Here is a 17,663-nt window from a genome sequence, read left to right on the forward strand (position 1 = left end):
CATCATGAATCAACAGGATATTGAACAGGTGGTGAAAGCGGTGCTGCTGAAAATGCAAAGCAGTGATACACCGCCCGCCGCCGTTCATGAGATGGGCGTTTTTGCTTCCCTGGATGACGCCGTTGCGGCTGCTAAAGTGGCGCAACCTGAGTTAAAAAGTGTGGCGATGCGCCAGTTAGCCATTGCTGCTATTCGTGAAGCAGGCGAAAAGCACGCCAGAGATTTAGCGGAACTTGCCGTTAGTGAAACCGGCATGGGTCGCGTTGAAGATAAATTTGCCAAAAACGTCGCTCAGGCGCGCGGTACGCCGGGTGTTGAATGCCTTTCTCCGCAGGTGCTGACCGGTGATAACGGCCTGACCTTGATTGAAAACGCACCCTGGGGCGTGGTGGCTTCGGTGACACCGTCAACCAATCCGGCGGCAACTGTAATTAATAACGCCATCAGCCTGATCGCCGCGGGCAACAGCGTCATTTTCGCCCCGCATCCGGCGGCGAAAAAAGTCTCTCAGCGGGCGATTACGTTACTCAACCAGGCGATTGTCGCCGCAGGCGGGCCAGAAAATTTACTGGTTACCGTGGCAAATCCGGATATCGAAACCGCGCAACGCTTGTTCAGGTTTCCGGGCATTGGCCTTTTGGTGGTGACAGGTGGCGAAGCGGTAGTGGAAGCGGCGCGCAAACACACCAATAAACGCCTGATTGCCGCAGGTGCCGGTAATCCGCCGGTGGTGGTGGATGAAACCGCCGACCTCGCCCGTGCCGCGCAGTCCATCGTCAAAGGCGCTTCTTTTGATAACAACATCATTTGTGCCGATGAAAAGGTACTGATTGTCGTTGATAGCGTAGCCGATGAACTGATGCGCCTGATGGAAGGCCAGCACGCGGTGAAACTGACCGCAGAGCAGGCACAGCAACTGCAATCTGTGTTGCTGAAAAATATCGACGAGCGCGGAAAAGGCACCGTCAGCCGTGACTGGGTAGGTCGTGACGCGGCGAAAATCGCGGCAGCAATTGGCCTGAACGTCCCGCAAGAAACGCGTTTGCTGTTTGTGGAAACCACTGCAGAACATCCCTTTGCCGTTACCGAGCTGATGATGCCGGTGTTGCCTGTCGTGCGCGTCACCAACGTGGCTGATGCCATTGCGCTGGCGGTGAAACTGGAAGGTGGTTGCCACCACACGGCGGCAATGCACTCGCGCAATATCGACAACATGAACCAGATGGCAAACGCCATTGATACCAGCATTTTCGTCAAGAACGGGCCGTGCATTGCCGGGCTGGGGCTGGGCGGAGAAGGCTGGACCACGATGACCATCACCACGCCAACCGGTGAAGGGGTAACCAGCGCGCGGACGTTTGTTCGTCTGCGCCGCTGTGTATTAGTCGATGCGTTTCGCATTGTTTAAGGAGTAACAGATGGCGCACGACGAACAATGGCTCACCCCACGTCTGCAAACAGCGGCAACGTTGTGTAACCAGACGCCAGCGGCGACGGAATCTCCGCTGTGGTTGGGGGTGGATCTGGGCACCTGCGATGTGGTGTCGATGGTCGTCGACTGCGACGGTCAGCCGGTGGCGGTATGCCTCGACTGGGCCGATGTGGTCCGCGACGGCATCGTCTGGGATTTCTTCGGCGCAGTCACCATTGTTCGTCGCCATCTTGACACCCTTGAGCAGCAATTGGGTCGCCGTTTTAGTCATGCGGCGACGTCATTTCCCCCGGGGACGGATGCGCGTATTTCCATCAACGTGCTGGAATCTGCCGGACTGGAAGTGAGTCATGTGCTGGATGAGCCAACGGCGGTGGCAGACCTGCTGCAACTGGACAACGCTGGCGTAGTGGATATCGGCGGTGGCACCACCGGTATTGCCATTGTGAAACAGGGCAAAGTGACTTACTCGGCAGATGAAGCGACTGGCGGACATCATATCTCTCTGACCCTCGCCGGAAATCGTCGCATTCCGCTGGAAGAGGCGGAGCATTACAAGCGCGGTCACGGCAAAGAAATTTGGCCTGCGGTGAAGCCGGTATACGAAAAAATGGCGGACATTGTCGCCCGACATATCGCAGGACAGGGCATTACTGATTTATGGCTGGCGGGTGGTTCCTGTATGCAATCGGGCGTGGCGGAACTGTTTCGCAAACAATTCCCGGCATTACAGGTGCATTTACCGCAGCACAGTTTGTTTATGACCCCGCTGGCGATAGCCAGTAGCGGGCGAGAGAAAGCGGAGGGGATCTATGCAAAATGAATTGCAAACGGCGCTCTTTCAGGCATTCGATACCCTGAATCTGCAACGGGTAAAAACATTTAGCGTTCCGCCAGTGACGCTCAGCGGTCTGGGCGCGGTGAGCGGTTGTGGACAACAAGCGCAAACCCGTGGCCTGAGACATCTGTTTGTAATGGCAGACAGCTTTTTACATCAGGCGGGGATGACCGCTGGCCTTATGCGTAGTCTGGCCGTCAAAGGAATTGCCATCACGCTCTGGCCGTGTCCGGTGGGCGAACCGTGTATTACTGACGTTTGTGCGGCTGTGGCGCAACTGCGTGAATCGGGTTGCGATGGGGTGATCGCGTTTGGCGGTGGATCGGTGCTGGATGCGGCGAAAGCCGTTGCGTTGCTGGTGACGAACCCCGATAGCACACTGGCCGGGATGTCAGAAAACAGCGTTCTGCAATCACGCCTGCCGCTGATTGCCATTCCAACGACTGCCGGAACCGGCTCTGAAACCACTAACGTGACGGTGATTATCGACGCAGTGAGCGGGCGCAAGCAGGTATTAGCACATGCTTCGCTGATGCCGGATGTTGCCATTCTCGACGCCGCGCTGACCGAAGGCGTGCCGTCGCATGTCACGGCGATGACCGGTATCGACGCGTTAACTCATGCCATTGAAGCGTACAGCGCGCTGAACGCCACACCGTTTACCGACAGTCTGGCGATTGGCGCAATCGCGATGATCGGTAAATCGTTGCCGAAAGCGGTGGGCTACGGGCATGACCTTGCTGCGCGCGAGAGCATGTTGCTGGCTTCATGTATGGCCGGAATGGCGTTTTCCAGCGCGGGGCTTGGGTTGTGTCACGCGATGGCGCATCAGTCGGGTGCGGCGCTGCATATTCCGCACGGTCTGGCGAACGCCATGTTGCTGCCAACGGTGATGGAGTTTAACCGAATGGTTTGTCGTGAACGCTTTAGCCAGGTTGGTCGGGCGCTGCGAACTAAAAAATCGGACGATCGTGACGCTATTAACGCGGTAAGTGAGCTGATTGTGGAAGTTGGGATTGGTAAACGGCTGGGCGATGTTGGTGCGACATCTGCGCATTACGATGCATGGGCGCAGGCCGCGCAGGAAGATATTTGTCTGCGTAGCAACCCGCGTACCGCCAGCCTGGAGCAGATTGTCAGCCTGTACGCAGCGGCGCAATAAACGCCGGATGCGACGCTTGTCGCATCTTATCCGGCCTACAGGATTGCACATGTAGGGCGGATAAGGCGTTCACGCCGCATCCGCCAGTGGCGCGGTGCAGATGCCGGATGCGACGCTTGTCGCGTCTTATCCGGCCTACAGGATTGCATATGTAGGGCGGATAAGGCGTTCACGCCGCATCCGCCAGTGGCGTGGTGCAAGTGCCGGATGCGACGCTTGTCGCGTCTTATCCGGCCTACAGGATTGCACATGCAGGGCGGATAAGGTGTTCACGCCGCATCCGCCAATAAATAATAACTAACAGGGAGTAAAGGCGATGGGAATTAATGAAATCATCATGTACATCATGATGTTCTTTATGCTGATAGCTGCCGTAGACAGGGTTCTGTCGCAGTTCGGCGGTTCAGCGCGTTTCCTCGGTAAATTCGGTAAAAGCATTGAGGGATCGGGCGGCCAGTTTGAAGAAGGCTTTATGGCAATGGGCGCTCTGGGTCTGGCGATGGTCGGTATGACCGCGCTTGCGCCTGTACTGGCACACGTACTTGGGCCGGTAATCATCCCGGTTTACGAAATGCTCGGCGCAAACCCGTCAATGTTCGCCGGAACACTGCTGGCGTGCGATATGGGCGGCTTCTTTCTCGCCAAAGAACTGGCGGGCGGCGATGTGGCAGCGTGGCTATACTCTGGGTTAATTCTCGGGTCGATGATGGGGCCAACGATTGTGTTTTCCATTCCGGTGGCGCTTGGCATCATCGAACCGTCTGACCGCCGTTATCTCGCACTCGGCGTGCTGGCCGGTATTGTGACCATTCCGATTGGTTGTATCGCCGGTGGTCTGGTGGCGATGTATTCCGGTGTGCAGATCAACGGCCAGCCGGTGGAATTTACCTTCGCGCTGATCCTGATGAATATGATCCCAGTGATCATTGTCGCGATTCTGGTGGCGCTGGGGCTGAAATTCATCCCGGAAAAAATGATCAACGGTTTCCAGATCTTCGCCAAATTTCTCGTGGCATTAATCACCATCGGTCTTGCCGCTGCGGTGGTGAAATTCCTGCTTGGCTGGGAACTGATCCCCGGTCTTGATCCCATCTTTATGTCTCCTGGCGACAAACCCGGCGAAGTGATGCGCGCCATTGAAGTGATCGGATCGATTTCCTGCGTTCTGTTGGGGGCGTACCCGATGGTGCTGCTGCTGACCCGCTGGTTTGAAAAACCGCTGATGAGTGTCGGTAAGCTGCTGAATATGAACAATATTGCGGCGGCGGGTATGGTGGCGACGCTTGCCAACAATATCCCGATGTTCGGCATGATGAAGCAGATGGATACCCGCGGCAAAGTGATCAACTGTGCCTTCGCCGTTTCCGCCGCCTTTGCCCTGGGCGACCACTTAGGTTTCGCCGCTGCCAACATGAACGCCATGATCTTCCCGATGATTGTCGGCAAGCTGATCGGCGGTGTTACGGCGATTGGCGTGGCGATGATGCTGGTGCCAAAAGAAGATGCGACCACGGCTAAAACCGAAGCGGAGGCGCAATCGTGAACACTCGCCAGCTACTGAGCGTCGGTATCGATATCGGCACCACCACCACCCAGGTGATCTTCTCCCACCTGGAACTGGTTAACCGTGCGGCAGTGTCGCAGGTGCCGCGTTACGAATTCATCAAACGCGAAATTAGCTGGCAAAGCCCGGTGTTCTTTACCCCTGTCGACAAACAGGGCGGATTAAAAGAAGCGGAACTGAAAACTTTAATCCTTGAGCAATATCAGGCTGCGGGCATTGCACCGGAGAGCGTCGATTCCGGTGCCATTATTATCACCGGCGAAAGCGCGAAAACCCGCAATGCCCGTCCGGCGGTGATGACGCTCTCTCAATCGCTGGGCGATTTTGTCGTCGCCAGTGCCGGACCGCATCTCGAATCGGTGATTGCCGGGCACGGTGCCGGAGCGCAAACACTCTCTGAACAACGGTTATGTCGGGTGCTGAATATCGATATCGGTGGCGGCACGGCGAACTACGCCCTGTTCGATGCCGGAAAAATCAGTGGAACTGCCTGCCTCAACGTCGGCGGTCGGCTGCTGGAAACCGACTGCCAGGGGCGCGTGATTTACGCTCATAAACCGGGGCAGATGATTGTGGATGAGTGCTTCGGCACAGGCACTGACGCCCGTTTACTGACCGGTGCGCAGTTGGTGCAGGTTACCCGGCGGATGGCGGAACTGATTGTCGAAGTGATTGAAGGAACGCTCTCGCCGCTCGCGCAGGCATTGATGCAAACCGGTTTGCTGCCCGCAGGCGTTACGCCCGAAATCATTACTCTTTCTGGCGGCGTGGGCGAATGTTATCGCCATCAGCCCGCTGACCCGTTCTGTTTTGCCGATATTGGGCCGCTGCTGGCAACAGCGCTGCATGACCATCCGCGCCTGCGTGAGATGCGCGTGCAGTTTCCGGCGCAAACCGTGCGCGCCACGGTGATTGGCGCGGGTGCGCATACCCTTTCGCTCTCTGGCAGCACTATCTGGCTGGAGGGCGTGCAACTGCCGCTGCGCAATTTGCCGGTGGCGATCCCGATTGATGAAACGGATCTGGTGAATGGCTGGCAACAGGCGCTGATTCAGCTCGATCTTGATCCCAACTCTGACGCGTACGTGCTGGCGCTTCCCGCCGGGCTTCCCGTGCGTTACGCCGCGGTACTGACGGTCATCAACGCGCTGGTCGATTTCGTCGCGCGTTTTCCGAATCCGCATCCCCTGCTGGTGGTGGCCGGGCAGGACTTTGGTAAAGCTCTGGGCATGTTGTTGCGCCCACAGCTACAACAACTCCCGTTGGCAGTCATTGACGAAGTGATTGTTCGCGCGGGGGACTATATCGACATTGGTACGCCTCTTTTTGGCGGATCGGTTGTGCCGGTGACGGTGAAATCACTCGCATTTCCTTCCTGAGGGAACGACTTATGAAACTAAAGACCACATTGTTTGGCAATGTTTATCAATTCAAGGATGTAAAAGAGGTGCTGGCGAAGGCCAACGAACTGCGTTCGGGGGATGTGCTGGCGGGGGTTGCGGCAACAAGCTCGCAGGAGCGGGTAGCGGCAAAGCAGGTGTTGTCGGAAATGACCGTGGCGGATATCCGCAATAACCCGGTGATTACCTATGAAGAAGACTGCGTGACGCGGCTGATTCAGGATGACGTTAACGAAACGGCCTACAACCAGATTAAAAACTGGAGCATCAGCGAGCTGCGTGAGTACGTCCTGAGCGACGAAACCAGCGTTGATGATATTGCCTTTACCCGTAAAGGGCTGACCTCGGAAGTGGTCGCGGCAGTGGCGAAGATTTGCTCTAACGCGGATCTGATCTACGGCGCAAAGAAAATGCCGATTATCAAAAAGGCCAATACCACCATCGGTATTCCAGGCACTTTCAGCGCCCGTTTGCAGCCAAACGATACCCGTGATGACGTACAAAGTATCGCCGCGCAAATCTATGAAGGGCTTTCCTTCGGGGTAGGCGATGCGGTGATCGGCGTCAACCCGGTGACGGACGATGTGGAAAACTTAAGCCGCGTGCTGGACACCATCTACGGGGTGATCGACAAATTCAACATTCCGACTCAGGGCTGCGTGCTGGCGCACGTCACCACCCAGATTGAAGCGATTCGTCGCGGCGCACCGGGCGGGTTGATTTTCCAGAGTATTTGTGGCAGTGAGAAAGGGCTGAAAGAGTTCGGCGTGGAACTGGCAATGCTGGACGAAGCCCGCGCAGTGGGCGCAGAGTTCAACCGTATTGCCGGGGAAAACTGCCTCTACTTCGAAACCGGACAAGGTTCTGCACTCTCCGCTGGTGCCAACTTCGGTGCAGATCAGGTGACAATGGAAGCGCGTAACTACGGGCTGGCGCGTCATTACGATCCGTTTATCGTCAACACCGTGGTCGGTTTTATTGGGCCGGAGTATCTCTACAACGACCGGCAGATTATCCGTGCGGGCTTAGAAGATCACTTTATGGGCAAGCTGAGCGGCATTTCTATGGGCTGTGACTGCTGCTACACCAACCACGCTGACGCTGACCAGAACCTCAACGAAAACCTGATGATCCTGCTCGCTACCGCAGGCTGCAACTACATCATGGGGATGCCGCTGGGTGACGACATCATGCTCAACTACCAGACCACGGCGTTCCATGACACCGCTACTGTGCGTCAGTTACTGAATCTGCGTCCGTCACCGGAGTTTGAACGCTGGCTGGAAAGCATGGGCATTATGGCAAACGGTCGCCTGACCAAACGGGCGGGCGATCCGTCACTGTTCTTCTGATGACGCGGAGATAACACATCATGGATCAAAAACAGATTGAAGAAATTGTACGCAGCGTGATGGCGTCAATGGGACAAGCGGCCGCCGCGCCGTCAGAAGCAAAATGCGCCACCACAACCTGTGCAACACCGGTGACCTCGGAAAGCTGCGCGCTGGATTTAGGTTCTGCTGAAGCGAAGGCGTGGATTGGCGTTGAAAATCCGCATCGCGCAGACGTATTAGCCGAACTGCGCCGCAGCACCGTGGCCCGCGTCTGTACCGGTCGTGCCGGTCCGCGTCCGCGTACCCAGGCGCTGTTGCGTTTCCTGGCCGACCACTCGCGCTCTAAAGATACGGTGCTGAAAGAGGTGCCGGAAGAGTGGGTGAAAGCGCAGGGGCTGCTGGAAGTACGTTCTGAAATTAGCGACAAAAACCTTTATCTGACGCGCCCGGATCTGGGACGTCGTCTGTGTGCGGAAGCCGTCGAGGCTTTGAAAGCGCAATGTGTCGCCAATCCTGACGTGCAGGTCGTTGTCTCCGATGGTCTGTCTACGGATGCCATCACCGTGAACTACGAAGAAATTCTGCCGCCGCTGATGGCGGGCTTGCAACATGCGGGGCTGAAAGTCGGCACGCCGTTTTTTGTGCGTTATGGTCGCGTGAAAATTGAAGACCAGATTGGCGAGCTTCTTGGCGCGAAAGTGGTGATCCTGCTGGTGGGCGAACGTCCGGGGTTAGGGCAGTCAGAGAGCCTCTCCTGCTACGCCGTTTACTCACCGCGTATGGCAACTACCGTGGAGGCCGATCGCACCTGTATCTCTAACATTCACCAGGGTGGCACGCCGCCGGTTGAAGCCGCAGCCGTCATTGTGGATTTGGCGAAACGTATGCTGGAGCAGAAAGCATCCGGCATCAACATGACCCGATAAGGAGGCATCATGCCAGCTTTAGATTTGATTCGACCGTCGGTCACTGCCATGCGGGTGATTGCCTCCGTTAACGCTGATTTTGCGCGTGAACTGAAATTGCCGCCGCATATTCGTAGCCTCGGGCTGATTTCCGCCGATTCTGATGATGTCACCTACATTGCGGCTGATGAAGCGACAAAACAGGCGATGGTTGAAGTGGTGTATGGTCGCTCGCTGTATGCCGGCGCGGCGCACGGCCCGTCACCGACTGCCGGTGAAGTATTGATTATGCTCGGCGGGCCAAACCCGGCGGAAGTGCGTGCCGGTCTGGATGCGATGGTCGCGCATATTGAAAACGGCGCGGCGTTCCAGTGGGCGAACGATAAGCAAGATACGGCATTCCTCGCTCATGTGGTTTCGCGTACCGGTTCTTATCTCTCTTCCACTGCGGGCATTACGCTCGGTGATCCGATGGCGTATCTGGTGGCACCGCCGCTGGAAGCGACCTACGGCATTGATGCTGCGTTGAAATCTGCTGATGTGCAACTGGTGACTTATGTTCCGCCACCGTCAGAAACCAACTATTCAGCGGCATTTTTGACCGGTAGCCAGGCAGCGTGTAAAGCGGCCTGTAACGCCTTTACTGATGCAGTGCTGGAAATCGCGCGTAATCCAATCCAACGTGCGTAACGGAGGTTGCCGATGAACAATGCACTGGGTTTGTTGGAAGTTGACGGCATGGTCGCCGCAATCGATGCGGCAGATGCCATGCTGAAAGCGGCAAACGTGCGTCTGCTCAGTCATGAAGTGCTTGACCCCGGTCGCTTAACGCTGGTGGTGGAAGGCGATCTGGCGGCGTGTCGTGCGGCGCTGGATGCCGGTTATGCCGCCGCAATGCGTACCGGGCGAGTTATCAGCCGCAAGGAAATTGGTCGACCTGATGATGACACCCAGTGGCTGGTTGCTGGCTTTAACCGACAGCTAAAGCAACCTGGCGCGCCAGCGATCGTCACGGAATCTGCCGACGAGTTGTTGGCGTTGTTAACATCAGTACGTCAGGGAATGACGGTCGGAGAAGTTGCCGCCCACTTTGGCTGGCCGCTGGAAAAAGCCAGAAATGCGCTCGAACAGCTCTTTTCTGCCGGGACGTTGCGTAAACGCAGTAGTCGTTATCGTCTCAAGCCCCATTAACCTGTCGGAGGTGCCGGGTGTCATATAACACCCGGCATTAACATCATGAAAAAGACCCGTACAGCCAACTTGCACCATCTTTATCATGAACCCTTACCCGAAAATCTGAGGCTCACGCCGAAGGTTGAAGTGGATAATGTTCATCAACAACAGACAACAGATGTCTATGAACATGCTTTGACAATTACCGCCTGGCAGCAGATTTATGATCAACTGCATCCGGGAAAGTTTCATGGTGAATTTACGGAAATCCTGCTTGATGATATTCAGGTTTTCCGTGAATACACCGGTCTGGCGCTGCGCCAGTCGTGTCTGGTCTGGCCGAACTCATTCTGGTTTGGTATTCCGGCGACGCGCGGTGAACAGGGATTTATCGGTTCGCAATGTCTGGGAAGCGCAGAAATAGCCACGCGGCCTGGCGACACTGAGTTTGAATTAAGTACGCCGGACGATTACACCATTCTTGGCGTGGTGATCTCGGAAGATGTCATTTCCCGTCACGCAAACTTTCTGCATAACCCGGAAAGGGTGCTGCATATGTTGCGTAATCAGTCGGCGCTGGAAGTGAAGGAGCAGCATAAAGCCGCACTGTGGGGCTTTGTTCAACAGGCGTTGGCGACGTTTTGCGAGAATCCGGAGAACTTACATCAATCCGCTGTGCGTAAAGTGCTTGGCGATAACTTGTTGTTGGCGATGGGAGTGATGCTGGAAGAAGCGCAGCCAATGGTGACGGCGGAAAGCATCAGCCATCAGGGCTATCGACGATTGCTTTCCCGCGCCCGCGAATATGTGCTGGAGAATATGTCCGAACCGGTAACGGTGCTGGACTTGTGCAATCAACTGCACGTCAGTCGCCGCACCTTACAAAACGCATTTCACGCTATTTTGGGCATTGGCCCGAACGCGTGGCTGAAACGCATTCGCCTGAACGCCGTGCGCCGCGAGCTGATAAGCCCGTGGTCGCAAAGTCTGACGGTAAAAGACGCCGCCATGCAGTGGGGATTCTGGCATCTTGGGCAATTTGCGACGGATTATCAGCAACTGTTTGCCGAGAAGCCATCACTGACGCTGCATCAGCGGATGCAGGAGTTAGGGTGATGAAATTACACCCAATCCCTGACCTGAATAAATTCACTCAACGCCGCTTCCGGGCTGCCTTCTTCCGGTTGATAATCGTACTCCCAGCGTACCAGTGGCGGCATTGACATCAGGATTGATTCGGTGCGCCCGCCGGTTTGTAAGCCAAACAGCGTACCGCGATCCCAGACCAGGTTGAATTCGACATAACGACCGCGACGGTAGAGTTGGAAATTGCGCTCGCGCTCGCCATATGTCATTGCTTTACGTCGCTCAACAATCGGCAAGTATGCGTCGGCGTAACCTTTGCCTACCGCCTGCATAAAGGCGAAGCAGTGGTCGAAGTCTGGCGTGTTCAGGTCATCAAAGAACAGCCCGCCAATGCCGCGCTGTTCATTGCGATGTTTAAGGTAGAAGTATTCGTCGCACCACTTTTTGTAGCGTGGATAAACATCTTCGCCAAATGGCAGGCACAGGTCGCGGGCGGTGCGGTGCCAGTGAATGGCGTCTTCTTCAAAGCCATAGAAAGGGGTTAAGTCAAAACCACCGCCAAACCACCAGACGGGATCGACACCCGGTTTTTCGGCAATAAAAAAGCGCACATTGGCGTGGCTGGTGGGAACATACGGATTATGCGGATGCACTACCAGCGATACACCCATCGCCTCGAAACTGCGCCCGGCAAGTTCCGGGCGATGAGCAGTGGCAGAAGCGGGCATCGCGTCGCCGTGGACGTGAGAAAAGTTGACGCCCGCCTGTTCGAAAACACCACCATTACGCAGCACCCGGCTACGCCCGCCGCCACCAGCTTCGCGCTGCCAGCTATCTTCGGCAAACTGTGTGCCATCTACGGCGCTCAGTTGCTGGCAAATTGTATCCTGAAGGTTGAGCAGGAACTGTTTAACCTGGTGTGCGTCGGGCTTCATAACTTACCGTTTTTTCGAGTGTGCTTTCTGGTTGTCAAACCAATGGAAATAACTGATCACGCCTTCGGCAATGGCAGAGGCGATTTTCTGACGAAACGCCGCCGTGCCTAACAGTCTCTCTTCTTCCGGGTTGGTGATAAATGAGGTTTCCACCAGCACCGAAGGAATCGACGGTGATTTCAACACCACAAACGCGGCTTGTTCGGTGTTGCGGCTGTGCAGCTTATGCACTGGTTTAATCTTCTTCAGAATATGCGAGCCAAGCGTCAGGCTGTTTTTAATGGTATCTGTTTGCACCAGATCAAACAGCACTTGCTGCAATAGATGATCCCTGTCAGTCGCTTTTTTCCCGGCGACTTCATCAGCGCGGTTTTCGCGTTCCGACAAATATTTTGCCATCGCACTACTCGCGCCACGGTTGGAGAGAGCAAAGACCGATGCCCCCGCGGCTTTCGGGTTGGTGAAGCCGTCGGCGTGAATTGACATAAACAGATCTGCGCCATGCTTATGGGCGATTTCAACGCGATCGTACAGTGGAATAAACGTATCGCCAGAACGCGTTAAACGCGCATCAATGCCATGATTGCGCAAAATAGAACGGACATTTTTGGCGATTGCCAGCACCACGTGTTTTTCTTTTGATCCGTTGCGACCAATCGCACCGGTATCAATCCCGCCGTGACCTGGATCGAGAACGACTACCCGTTTGCCTCCGGCTTTTTTGGCTTTCGGCTTACTGTGTCCGTTACTGGTTTTTAAAGGCTCTTCTTTGGCGATGGCTTGCGACATTCCTGACAACGTCAGGGCAGCCAATCCGGCTTTCAGCACCTGGCGGCGCGAAGTGAGTGTTTTTAGTGGTTTAAAAGTGCTCATACGGCCTGAGTTGTAATAATAAAGTTCCAGATGTTATATCGTATCGCGTAATCCGTTACGACGGTTTGCTGGTGAGAATTGTTTTACTTTTCATTTCAATAAATGACAACGCGTCATTATGCCACTTTTTCAACCGATTTTCGTCAGATATTGGCTAATTCGGTCGTTCACGCCATAATCACCCTTTTAACCCCCAAAAAGGTAACTCATACCATGGAGATACGCGTATTTCGCCAGGCAGATTTCGAAGAGGTCATCACCCTTTGGGAGCGTTGCGACTTGCTGCGTCCGTGGAACGATCCGGAAATGGACATCGAGCGCAAGATGAACCATGACGTCAGTTTGTTCCTGGTCGCGGAAGTTAACGGCGAAGTAGTGGGAACGGTGATGGGCGGTTATGACGGGCATCGCGGGTCTGCTTATTATCTTGGCGTGCATCCGGAGTTTCGCGGGCGTGGAATTGCCAATGCATTGCTTAATCGGCTGGAGAAAAAGCTTATTGCTCGCGGCTGTCCGAAAATTCAGATCAATGTACCGGAAGACAACGATATGGTACTCGGAATGTACGAACGCCTGGGATATGAACACGCCGATGTGCTGAGTCTGGGTAAGCGTTTGATTGAAGATGAAGAGTACTGAGTTTCATCCTGTCCATTATGATGTGCACGGACGCCTGCGTTTACCCTTCCTCTTCTGGTTTGTGCTATTGCTTCAGGCGCGAACCTGGGTGCTGTTTGTCATTGCCGGTGCGTCGCGCGAGCAGGGCACTGCGCTGCTGAATCTGTTTTATCCCGATCACGATAATTTCTGGCTGGGGTTGATACCGGGCATTCCGGCGGTGCTGGCATTCTTACTGAGTGGTCGGCGGGATACGTTTCCCCGTATCTGGCACGTGCTCTATTTTCTGTTGCTGTTGGCGCAGCTCGTTTTGCTTTGTTGGCAACCGTGGCTGTGGCTAAATGGTGAATCCGTCAGCGGTATCGGTCTGGCGCTGGTTATCGCGGATATTGTGGCGTTAATCTGGCTGTTGACCAATCGACGTTTACGCGCTTGTTTTGTGGAAGAAAAAGAATAACGGCACTTTTTTGCAAATTCGCACTCCAAGCAACGTTATTGAATAACCAAAGGAAGTGACATGAAATCGCTGCGTTTAATGTTATGCGCTATGCCGTTGATGCTGACCGGCTGTTCCACCATGTCGTCAGTTAACTGGTCTGCCGCTAATCCGTGGAACTGGTTTGGCTCGTCCACTAAAGTGAGCGAGCAAGGCGTTGGCAAATTAACGGCGTCCACGCCACTACAAGAACAAGCCATTGCCGATGCGCTTGATGGTGATTATCGGCTGCGCAGCGGAATGAAAACCGCGAACGGTAATGTGGTGCGCTTTTTTGAAGTGATGAAGGGCGACAGCGTGGCGATGGTTATCAACGGTGATCAAGGTACAATCAGCCGCATTGATGTCTCAGATAGCGATATTCCTGCTGACACGGGGGTTAAAATCGGTACACCGTTTAGTGACCTTTACAGCAAAGCATTTGGTAATTGCAAAAAAGCAGACGGTGATGATAATCGTGCCGTCGAATGTAAAGCCGAAGGCAGTCAACATATTAGCTACCAGTTTAGCGGTGAGTGGAGTGGTCCTGAAGGGTTAATGCCTTCTGACGATACCCTGAAAAACTGGAAAGTCAGTAAAATCATCTGGCGGCGTTAATTTGCGTCTGAACAAACCGTCGCCACAAAAAACACGTAAAATAGCGCTCAACAATGCCACGGATTGCGTGGCATTCTTATTTCAGGAGGAACAATGTCTCAGGTTCAGAGTGGCATTTTGCCAGAACATTGCCGCGCGGCGATTTGGATCGAAGCCAACGTAAAAGGGGAAGTTGATGCCCTGCGTGCGGCCAGTAAAAACTTTGCCGATAAACTGGCAACCTTTGAAGCAAAATACCCGGACGCGCATCTTGGCGCGGTTGTCGCCTTTGGCAACAACACCTGGCGTGCTCTGAGCGGCGGCGTGGGAGCCGAAGAGCTAAAAGATTTTCCGGGTTACGGAAAAGGTCTTGCGCCGACGACCCAGTTCGATGTGTTAATCCACATTCTTTCTCTGCGTCACGACGTAAACTTCTCCGTGGCCCAGGCGGCGATGGAAGCCTTTGGCGGCTGCATTGAGGTAAAAGAAGAGATCCACGGCTTCCGTTGGGTGGAAGAGCGTGACCTGAGCGGCTTTGTTGACGGCACGGAAAATCCGGCGGGTGAAGAGACGCGTCGCGAAGTGGCGGTCATCAAAGACGGTGTGGATGCGGGCGGCAGCTATGTGTTTGTGCAGCGCTGGGAACACAACCTGAAGCAACTCAACCGTATGAGCGTTCACGATCAGGAAATGATGATCGGCCGTACTAAAGAAGCCAACGAAGAGATCGATGGCGATGAGCGTCCGGAAACTTCTCACCTGACCCGTGTTGATCTGAAAGAAGATGGCAAAGGCCTGAAGATTGTTCGCCAGAGCCTGCCATATGGCACCGCCAGCGGCACGCACGGCCTGTACTTCTGCGCTTACTGTGCACGTTTGCATAACATTGAGCAGCAGTTGCTGAGTATGTTTGGCGATACCGATGGCAAACGTGACGCAATGTTACGTTTTACCAAACCAGTCACTGGCGGCTATTACTTTGCACCGTCGCTGGACAAACTGATGGCGCTGTAAGTTTTACTCACGCACTTGTAGCGTCTTGCCGGATGCGGCGTAAATGCTTAATCCGGCGTGTAAGATCGTTCAAACTTAATAAATTGCAGTCAACCTGTAGGCCCGATAAGCGTAGCGCATCGGGCTGTTTTGTCTCTAAGCTACTGCTTAGTCCAGATTGACGTTATGGCAGCCAAAGAGCGTGGTGTAAACAGCACGGCACAACTGAGCGGATCACTGCTCAGGTGTATGAATAGCCAGGAGATGTCTTCAAATTTGTCATGGGTTATTCCCTGTCTAAAACCTGACGAATAAAGCCATTGTATTGATCCAGTTGTTTTTTCGCTTCTGCGGCATCGAGATTTTTCAGCACCATCACAATGGCCGTTTTGCAGTGACGGTCGCAGGCAATCAATGCCGCTTCCGCTTGTTCCTCGCTACATCCGGTCGCGTTTTTGACGATATTAATCTGGCGCACGTGCAATTTTTCGTTGGTGGCGACCACATCGACCATCAGGTTGCCAAACACTTTGCCTGACTTAATCATCAGCCCGGTGGAGAGCATGTTGAGCACCAGTTTCTGCGCCGTACCTGCTTTCATCCGCGAAGAACCGGTAACCACTTCAGCCCCGACGACTGGCGTAATAGCAAACTCTGCGGTGGTGGAAACCGCGCTTCCCGGATTACAGGAAATACCGACCGTACGGCAACCCAACTGACGCGCGTATTCCAACCCGGCAATCACATATGGCGTGCGTCCACTGGCGGCAATACCAACCACCACATCCTGCGCCGTTAAAGTAATATTTTTCAGATCGTTGATGCCGCCTTCCCGGCTGTCTTCCGCGCCTTCCACCGCGTGCTGGATGGCATATTCGCCGCCAGCAATCAAACCAACGACCAGACCTGGTTTCACGCCGTAAGTGGGGGGGCACTCGCTGGCATCGAGAATACCCAGACGACCGGAAGTTCCCGCGCCGAGATAAATCAGACGACCGCCGCCGCTCACCTGGGTGTGGATAACATCAATCGCCGCTGCGATATCCGGTAGTACGCGCTCAACGGCGAGCGGTACGGTTTTATCTTCTTCGTTAATGATCCGACACATTTCCAGCGTCGATACGCGGTCAATTTCAGCAGAGGCATTGTTGGAGCCTTCAGTAATCATCTTTTCAAGTTGCATAGGCAATCACCTTAAATATTTGTCTTCAAATAATTTCATCTGGCGTGAATCATATCTCCCTGCCTGATTATGTACAGCAGTGAATTCGCGCAATGGCTGAGTTGTGGTTATGGGTGATTTTACTTAAGATTTCCCTGAATTTAGATCCACTCCTCAGCATTGATCTGTCATTCAGGTATGGTAGGGACAATAGGGCGTAATGCTCTGTATTCAAAAGGAGAAACTTGAAATGGGTAAACTCACGGGCAAGACAGCACTGATTACGGGCGCATCGCAAGGTATTGGCGAAGGTATTGCCAGAACCTTTGCGCGTCATGGCGCAAACCTAATCTTGCTGGATATCTCCCCTGAGATTGAAAAGCTGGCAGACGAGCTGTGTGGTCGCGGTCATCGCTGTACGGCGGTAATTGCCGATGTACGCGACCCGGCGTCGGTTACGGCAGCGATCAAGCGCGCGAAGGAAAAAGAAGGGCGCATTGATATTCTGGTGAATAACGCAGGTGTTTGCCGTCTGGGTAGTTTTCTGGAAATGAGCGATGACGATCGCGATTTCCATATTGATATCAATATCAAAGGCGTGTGGAACGTCACGAAGGCAGTTCTACCGGAGATGATTGCCCGCAAAGATGGTCGCATTGTGATGATGTCTTCGGTCACTGGCGATATGGTGGCCGATCCGGGCGAAACGGCGTATGCCTTGTCGAAAGCGGCGATTGTTGGCCTGACCAAATCGCTGGCAGTGGAGTATGCTCAGTCGGGGATTCGCGTTAACGCAATCTGCCCTGGTTACGTGCGCACGCCAATGGCGGAAAACATCGCTCGCCAGTCGAATCCGCAAGATCCGGAATCAGTACTGACTGAAATGGCGAAAGCAATTCCGCTGCGTCGCCTCGCTGATCCGCTGGAAGTAGGCGAGCTGGCAGCCTTCCTGGCGTCGGATGAGTCCAGCTATTTAACGGGTACACAGAATGTGATCGATGGCGGCAGCACACTGCCAGAGACGGTCAGCGTCGGCATCTGATTCACCTCTGTTTCCTCCCTGCATCAGTAGGGAGGATTTCGCCTTATTCTCTTTTTAACTTCCAAATCACCAAA

The 17,663-nt window shown here is 54.4% G+C and carries 18 protein-coding genes; 15 read left to right on the forward strand and 3 right to left on the reverse strand.

What is annotated here, in order from left to right; all coding sequences use genetic code 11:
* The first annotated feature begins 4 nt into the window (after positions 1-4).
* From ESM_RS0114680 to eutR, 10 genes are all read left to right on the forward strand, one after another.
* Positions 5-1,408: an aldehyde dehydrogenase family protein gene (locus ESM_RS0114680; protein WP_001075670.1), complete on the forward strand. Its 1,404-nt coding sequence runs from the start codon at positions 5-7 to the stop codon at positions 1,406-1,408.
* Positions 1,409-1,418: 10 nt separating this feature from the next.
* On the forward strand, positions 1,419-2,255 hold the full coding sequence (eutJ, locus tag ESM_RS0114685) for an ethanolamine utilization protein EutJ (RefSeq protein WP_000929697.1): 837 nt from the start codon (positions 1,419-1,421) through the stop codon (positions 2,253-2,255).
* Positions 2,245-3,432, forward strand: coding sequence for an ethanolamine utilization ethanol dehydrogenase EutG (gene eutG, locus ESM_RS0114690; RefSeq protein WP_001178784.1), 1,188 nt, complete (start codon positions 2,245-2,247; stop codon positions 3,430-3,432). Before eutJ ends, eutG begins: the two co-directional genes overlap by 11 nt.
* 316 nt (positions 3,433-3,748) lie before the next feature.
* Complete coding sequence (gene eutH, locus ESM_RS0114695) at positions 3,749-4,975, forward strand: ethanolamine utilization protein EutH (RefSeq protein ID WP_000512411.1); 1,227 nt, start codon at positions 3,749-3,751, stop codon at positions 4,973-4,975.
* Positions 4,972-6,375: an ethanolamine ammonia-lyase reactivating factor EutA gene (gene eutA, locus ESM_RS0114700; protein WP_001097493.1), complete on the forward strand. Its 1,404-nt coding sequence runs from the start codon at positions 4,972-4,974 to the stop codon at positions 6,373-6,375. The genes eutH and eutA overlap by 4 nt, the downstream gene beginning before the upstream one ends.
* A gap of 11 nt (positions 6,376-6,386) precedes the next feature.
* Positions 6,387-7,748, forward strand: coding sequence for an ethanolamine ammonia-lyase subunit alpha (gene eutB, locus ESM_RS0114705; RefSeq protein ID WP_000769999.1), 1,362 nt, complete (start codon positions 6,387-6,389; stop codon positions 7,746-7,748).
* Between the two features lie 20 nt (positions 7,749-7,768).
* Complete coding sequence (eutC, locus tag ESM_RS0114710) at positions 7,769-8,656, forward strand: ethanolamine ammonia-lyase subunit beta (RefSeq protein WP_000372306.1); 888 nt, start codon at positions 7,769-7,771, stop codon at positions 8,654-8,656.
* A 9-nt stretch (positions 8,657-8,665) separates the two neighbouring features.
* A complete protein-coding gene (eutL, locus tag ESM_RS0114715) occupies positions 8,666-9,325 on the forward strand; it encodes an ethanolamine utilization microcompartment protein EutL (RefSeq protein ID WP_001111029.1) in 660 nt (219 codons plus the stop codon).
* 12 nt (positions 9,326-9,337) lie between these two features.
* Entirely contained in the window at positions 9,338-9,826 is a 489-nt protein-coding gene (gene eutK, locus ESM_RS0114720; protein WP_001516840.1) for an ethanolamine utilization microcompartment protein EutK, read from the forward strand.
* A 45-nt stretch (positions 9,827-9,871) separates the two neighbouring features.
* Entirely contained in the window at positions 9,872-10,924 is a 1,053-nt protein-coding gene (gene eutR / locus ESM_RS0114725; protein WP_000753734.1) for an HTH-type transcriptional regulator EutR, read from the forward strand.
* 5 nt (positions 10,925-10,929) lie between these two features.
* Here the strand turns inward: eutR and hemF are convergent, their stop codons facing one another.
* The gene (hemF, locus tag ESM_RS0114730; RefSeq protein ID WP_000801358.1) at positions 10,930-11,829 is read right to left on the reverse strand and encodes an oxygen-dependent coproporphyrinogen oxidase; all 900 of its coding nucleotides are present in this window, start codon (positions 11,827-11,829) and stop codon (positions 10,930-10,932) included.
* 3 nt (positions 11,830-11,832) lie between these two features.
* Positions 11,833-12,702: an N-acetylmuramoyl-L-alanine amidase AmiA gene (gene amiA / locus ESM_RS0114735; RefSeq protein WP_000102900.1), complete on the reverse strand. Its 870-nt coding sequence runs from the start codon at positions 12,700-12,702 to the stop codon at positions 11,833-11,835.
* A 213-nt stretch (positions 12,703-12,915) separates the two neighbouring features.
* On the opposite strand from amiA, the gene ESM_RS0114740 reads away from it, so the two are divergent.
* The 4 genes from ESM_RS0114740 to yfeX all read left to right on the forward strand — a co-directional run bounded on the left by ESM_RS0114740 (position 12,916) and on the right by yfeX (position 15,406).
* Complete coding sequence (locus ESM_RS0114740; protein ID WP_000405994.1) at positions 12,916-13,341, forward strand: GNAT family acetyltransferase; 426 nt, start codon at positions 12,916-12,918, stop codon at positions 13,339-13,341.
* On the forward strand, positions 13,328-13,777 hold the full coding sequence (locus ESM_RS0114745) for a DUF2919 domain-containing protein (protein WP_010379003.1): 450 nt from the start codon (positions 13,328-13,330) through the stop codon (positions 13,775-13,777). Before ESM_RS0114740 ends, ESM_RS0114745 begins: the two co-directional genes overlap by 14 nt.
* Before the next feature lie 60 nt (positions 13,778-13,837).
* Positions 13,838-14,413, forward strand: a complete 576-nt coding sequence (locus tag ESM_RS0114750) for an RpoE-regulated lipoprotein (RefSeq protein WP_000838961.1) — start codon at positions 13,838-13,840, stop codon at positions 14,411-14,413.
* 93 nt (positions 14,414-14,506) lie between these two features.
* Positions 14,507-15,406 carry a porphyrinogen peroxidase gene (gene yfeX, locus ESM_RS0114755; RefSeq protein ID WP_000084587.1) on the forward strand — a complete coding sequence of 300 codons (900 nt, stop codon included), beginning with the start codon at positions 14,507-14,509 and terminating at the stop codon, positions 15,404-15,406.
* Between the two features lie 265 nt (positions 15,407-15,671).
* On the opposite strand, the gene murQ is transcribed toward yfeX, so the two are convergent.
* Complete coding sequence (gene murQ / locus ESM_RS0114760; protein WP_001175637.1) at positions 15,672-16,568, reverse strand: N-acetylmuramic acid 6-phosphate etherase; 897 nt, start codon at positions 16,566-16,568, stop codon at positions 15,672-15,674.
* Positions 16,569-16,797: 229 nt separating this feature from the next.
* On the opposite strand from murQ, the gene ucpA reads away from it, so the two are divergent.
* Positions 16,798-17,589, forward strand: a complete 792-nt coding sequence (gene ucpA / locus ESM_RS0114765; protein WP_000517453.1) for an SDR family oxidoreductase UcpA — start codon at positions 16,798-16,800, stop codon at positions 17,587-17,589.
* Positions 17,590-17,663 lie beyond the last annotated feature (74 nt).

Source organism: Escherichia sp. TW09308, assembly GCF_000208565.1.
GTDB classification, from domain to species: domain Bacteria; phylum Pseudomonadota; class Gammaproteobacteria; order Enterobacterales; family Enterobacteriaceae; genus Escherichia; species Escherichia marmotae.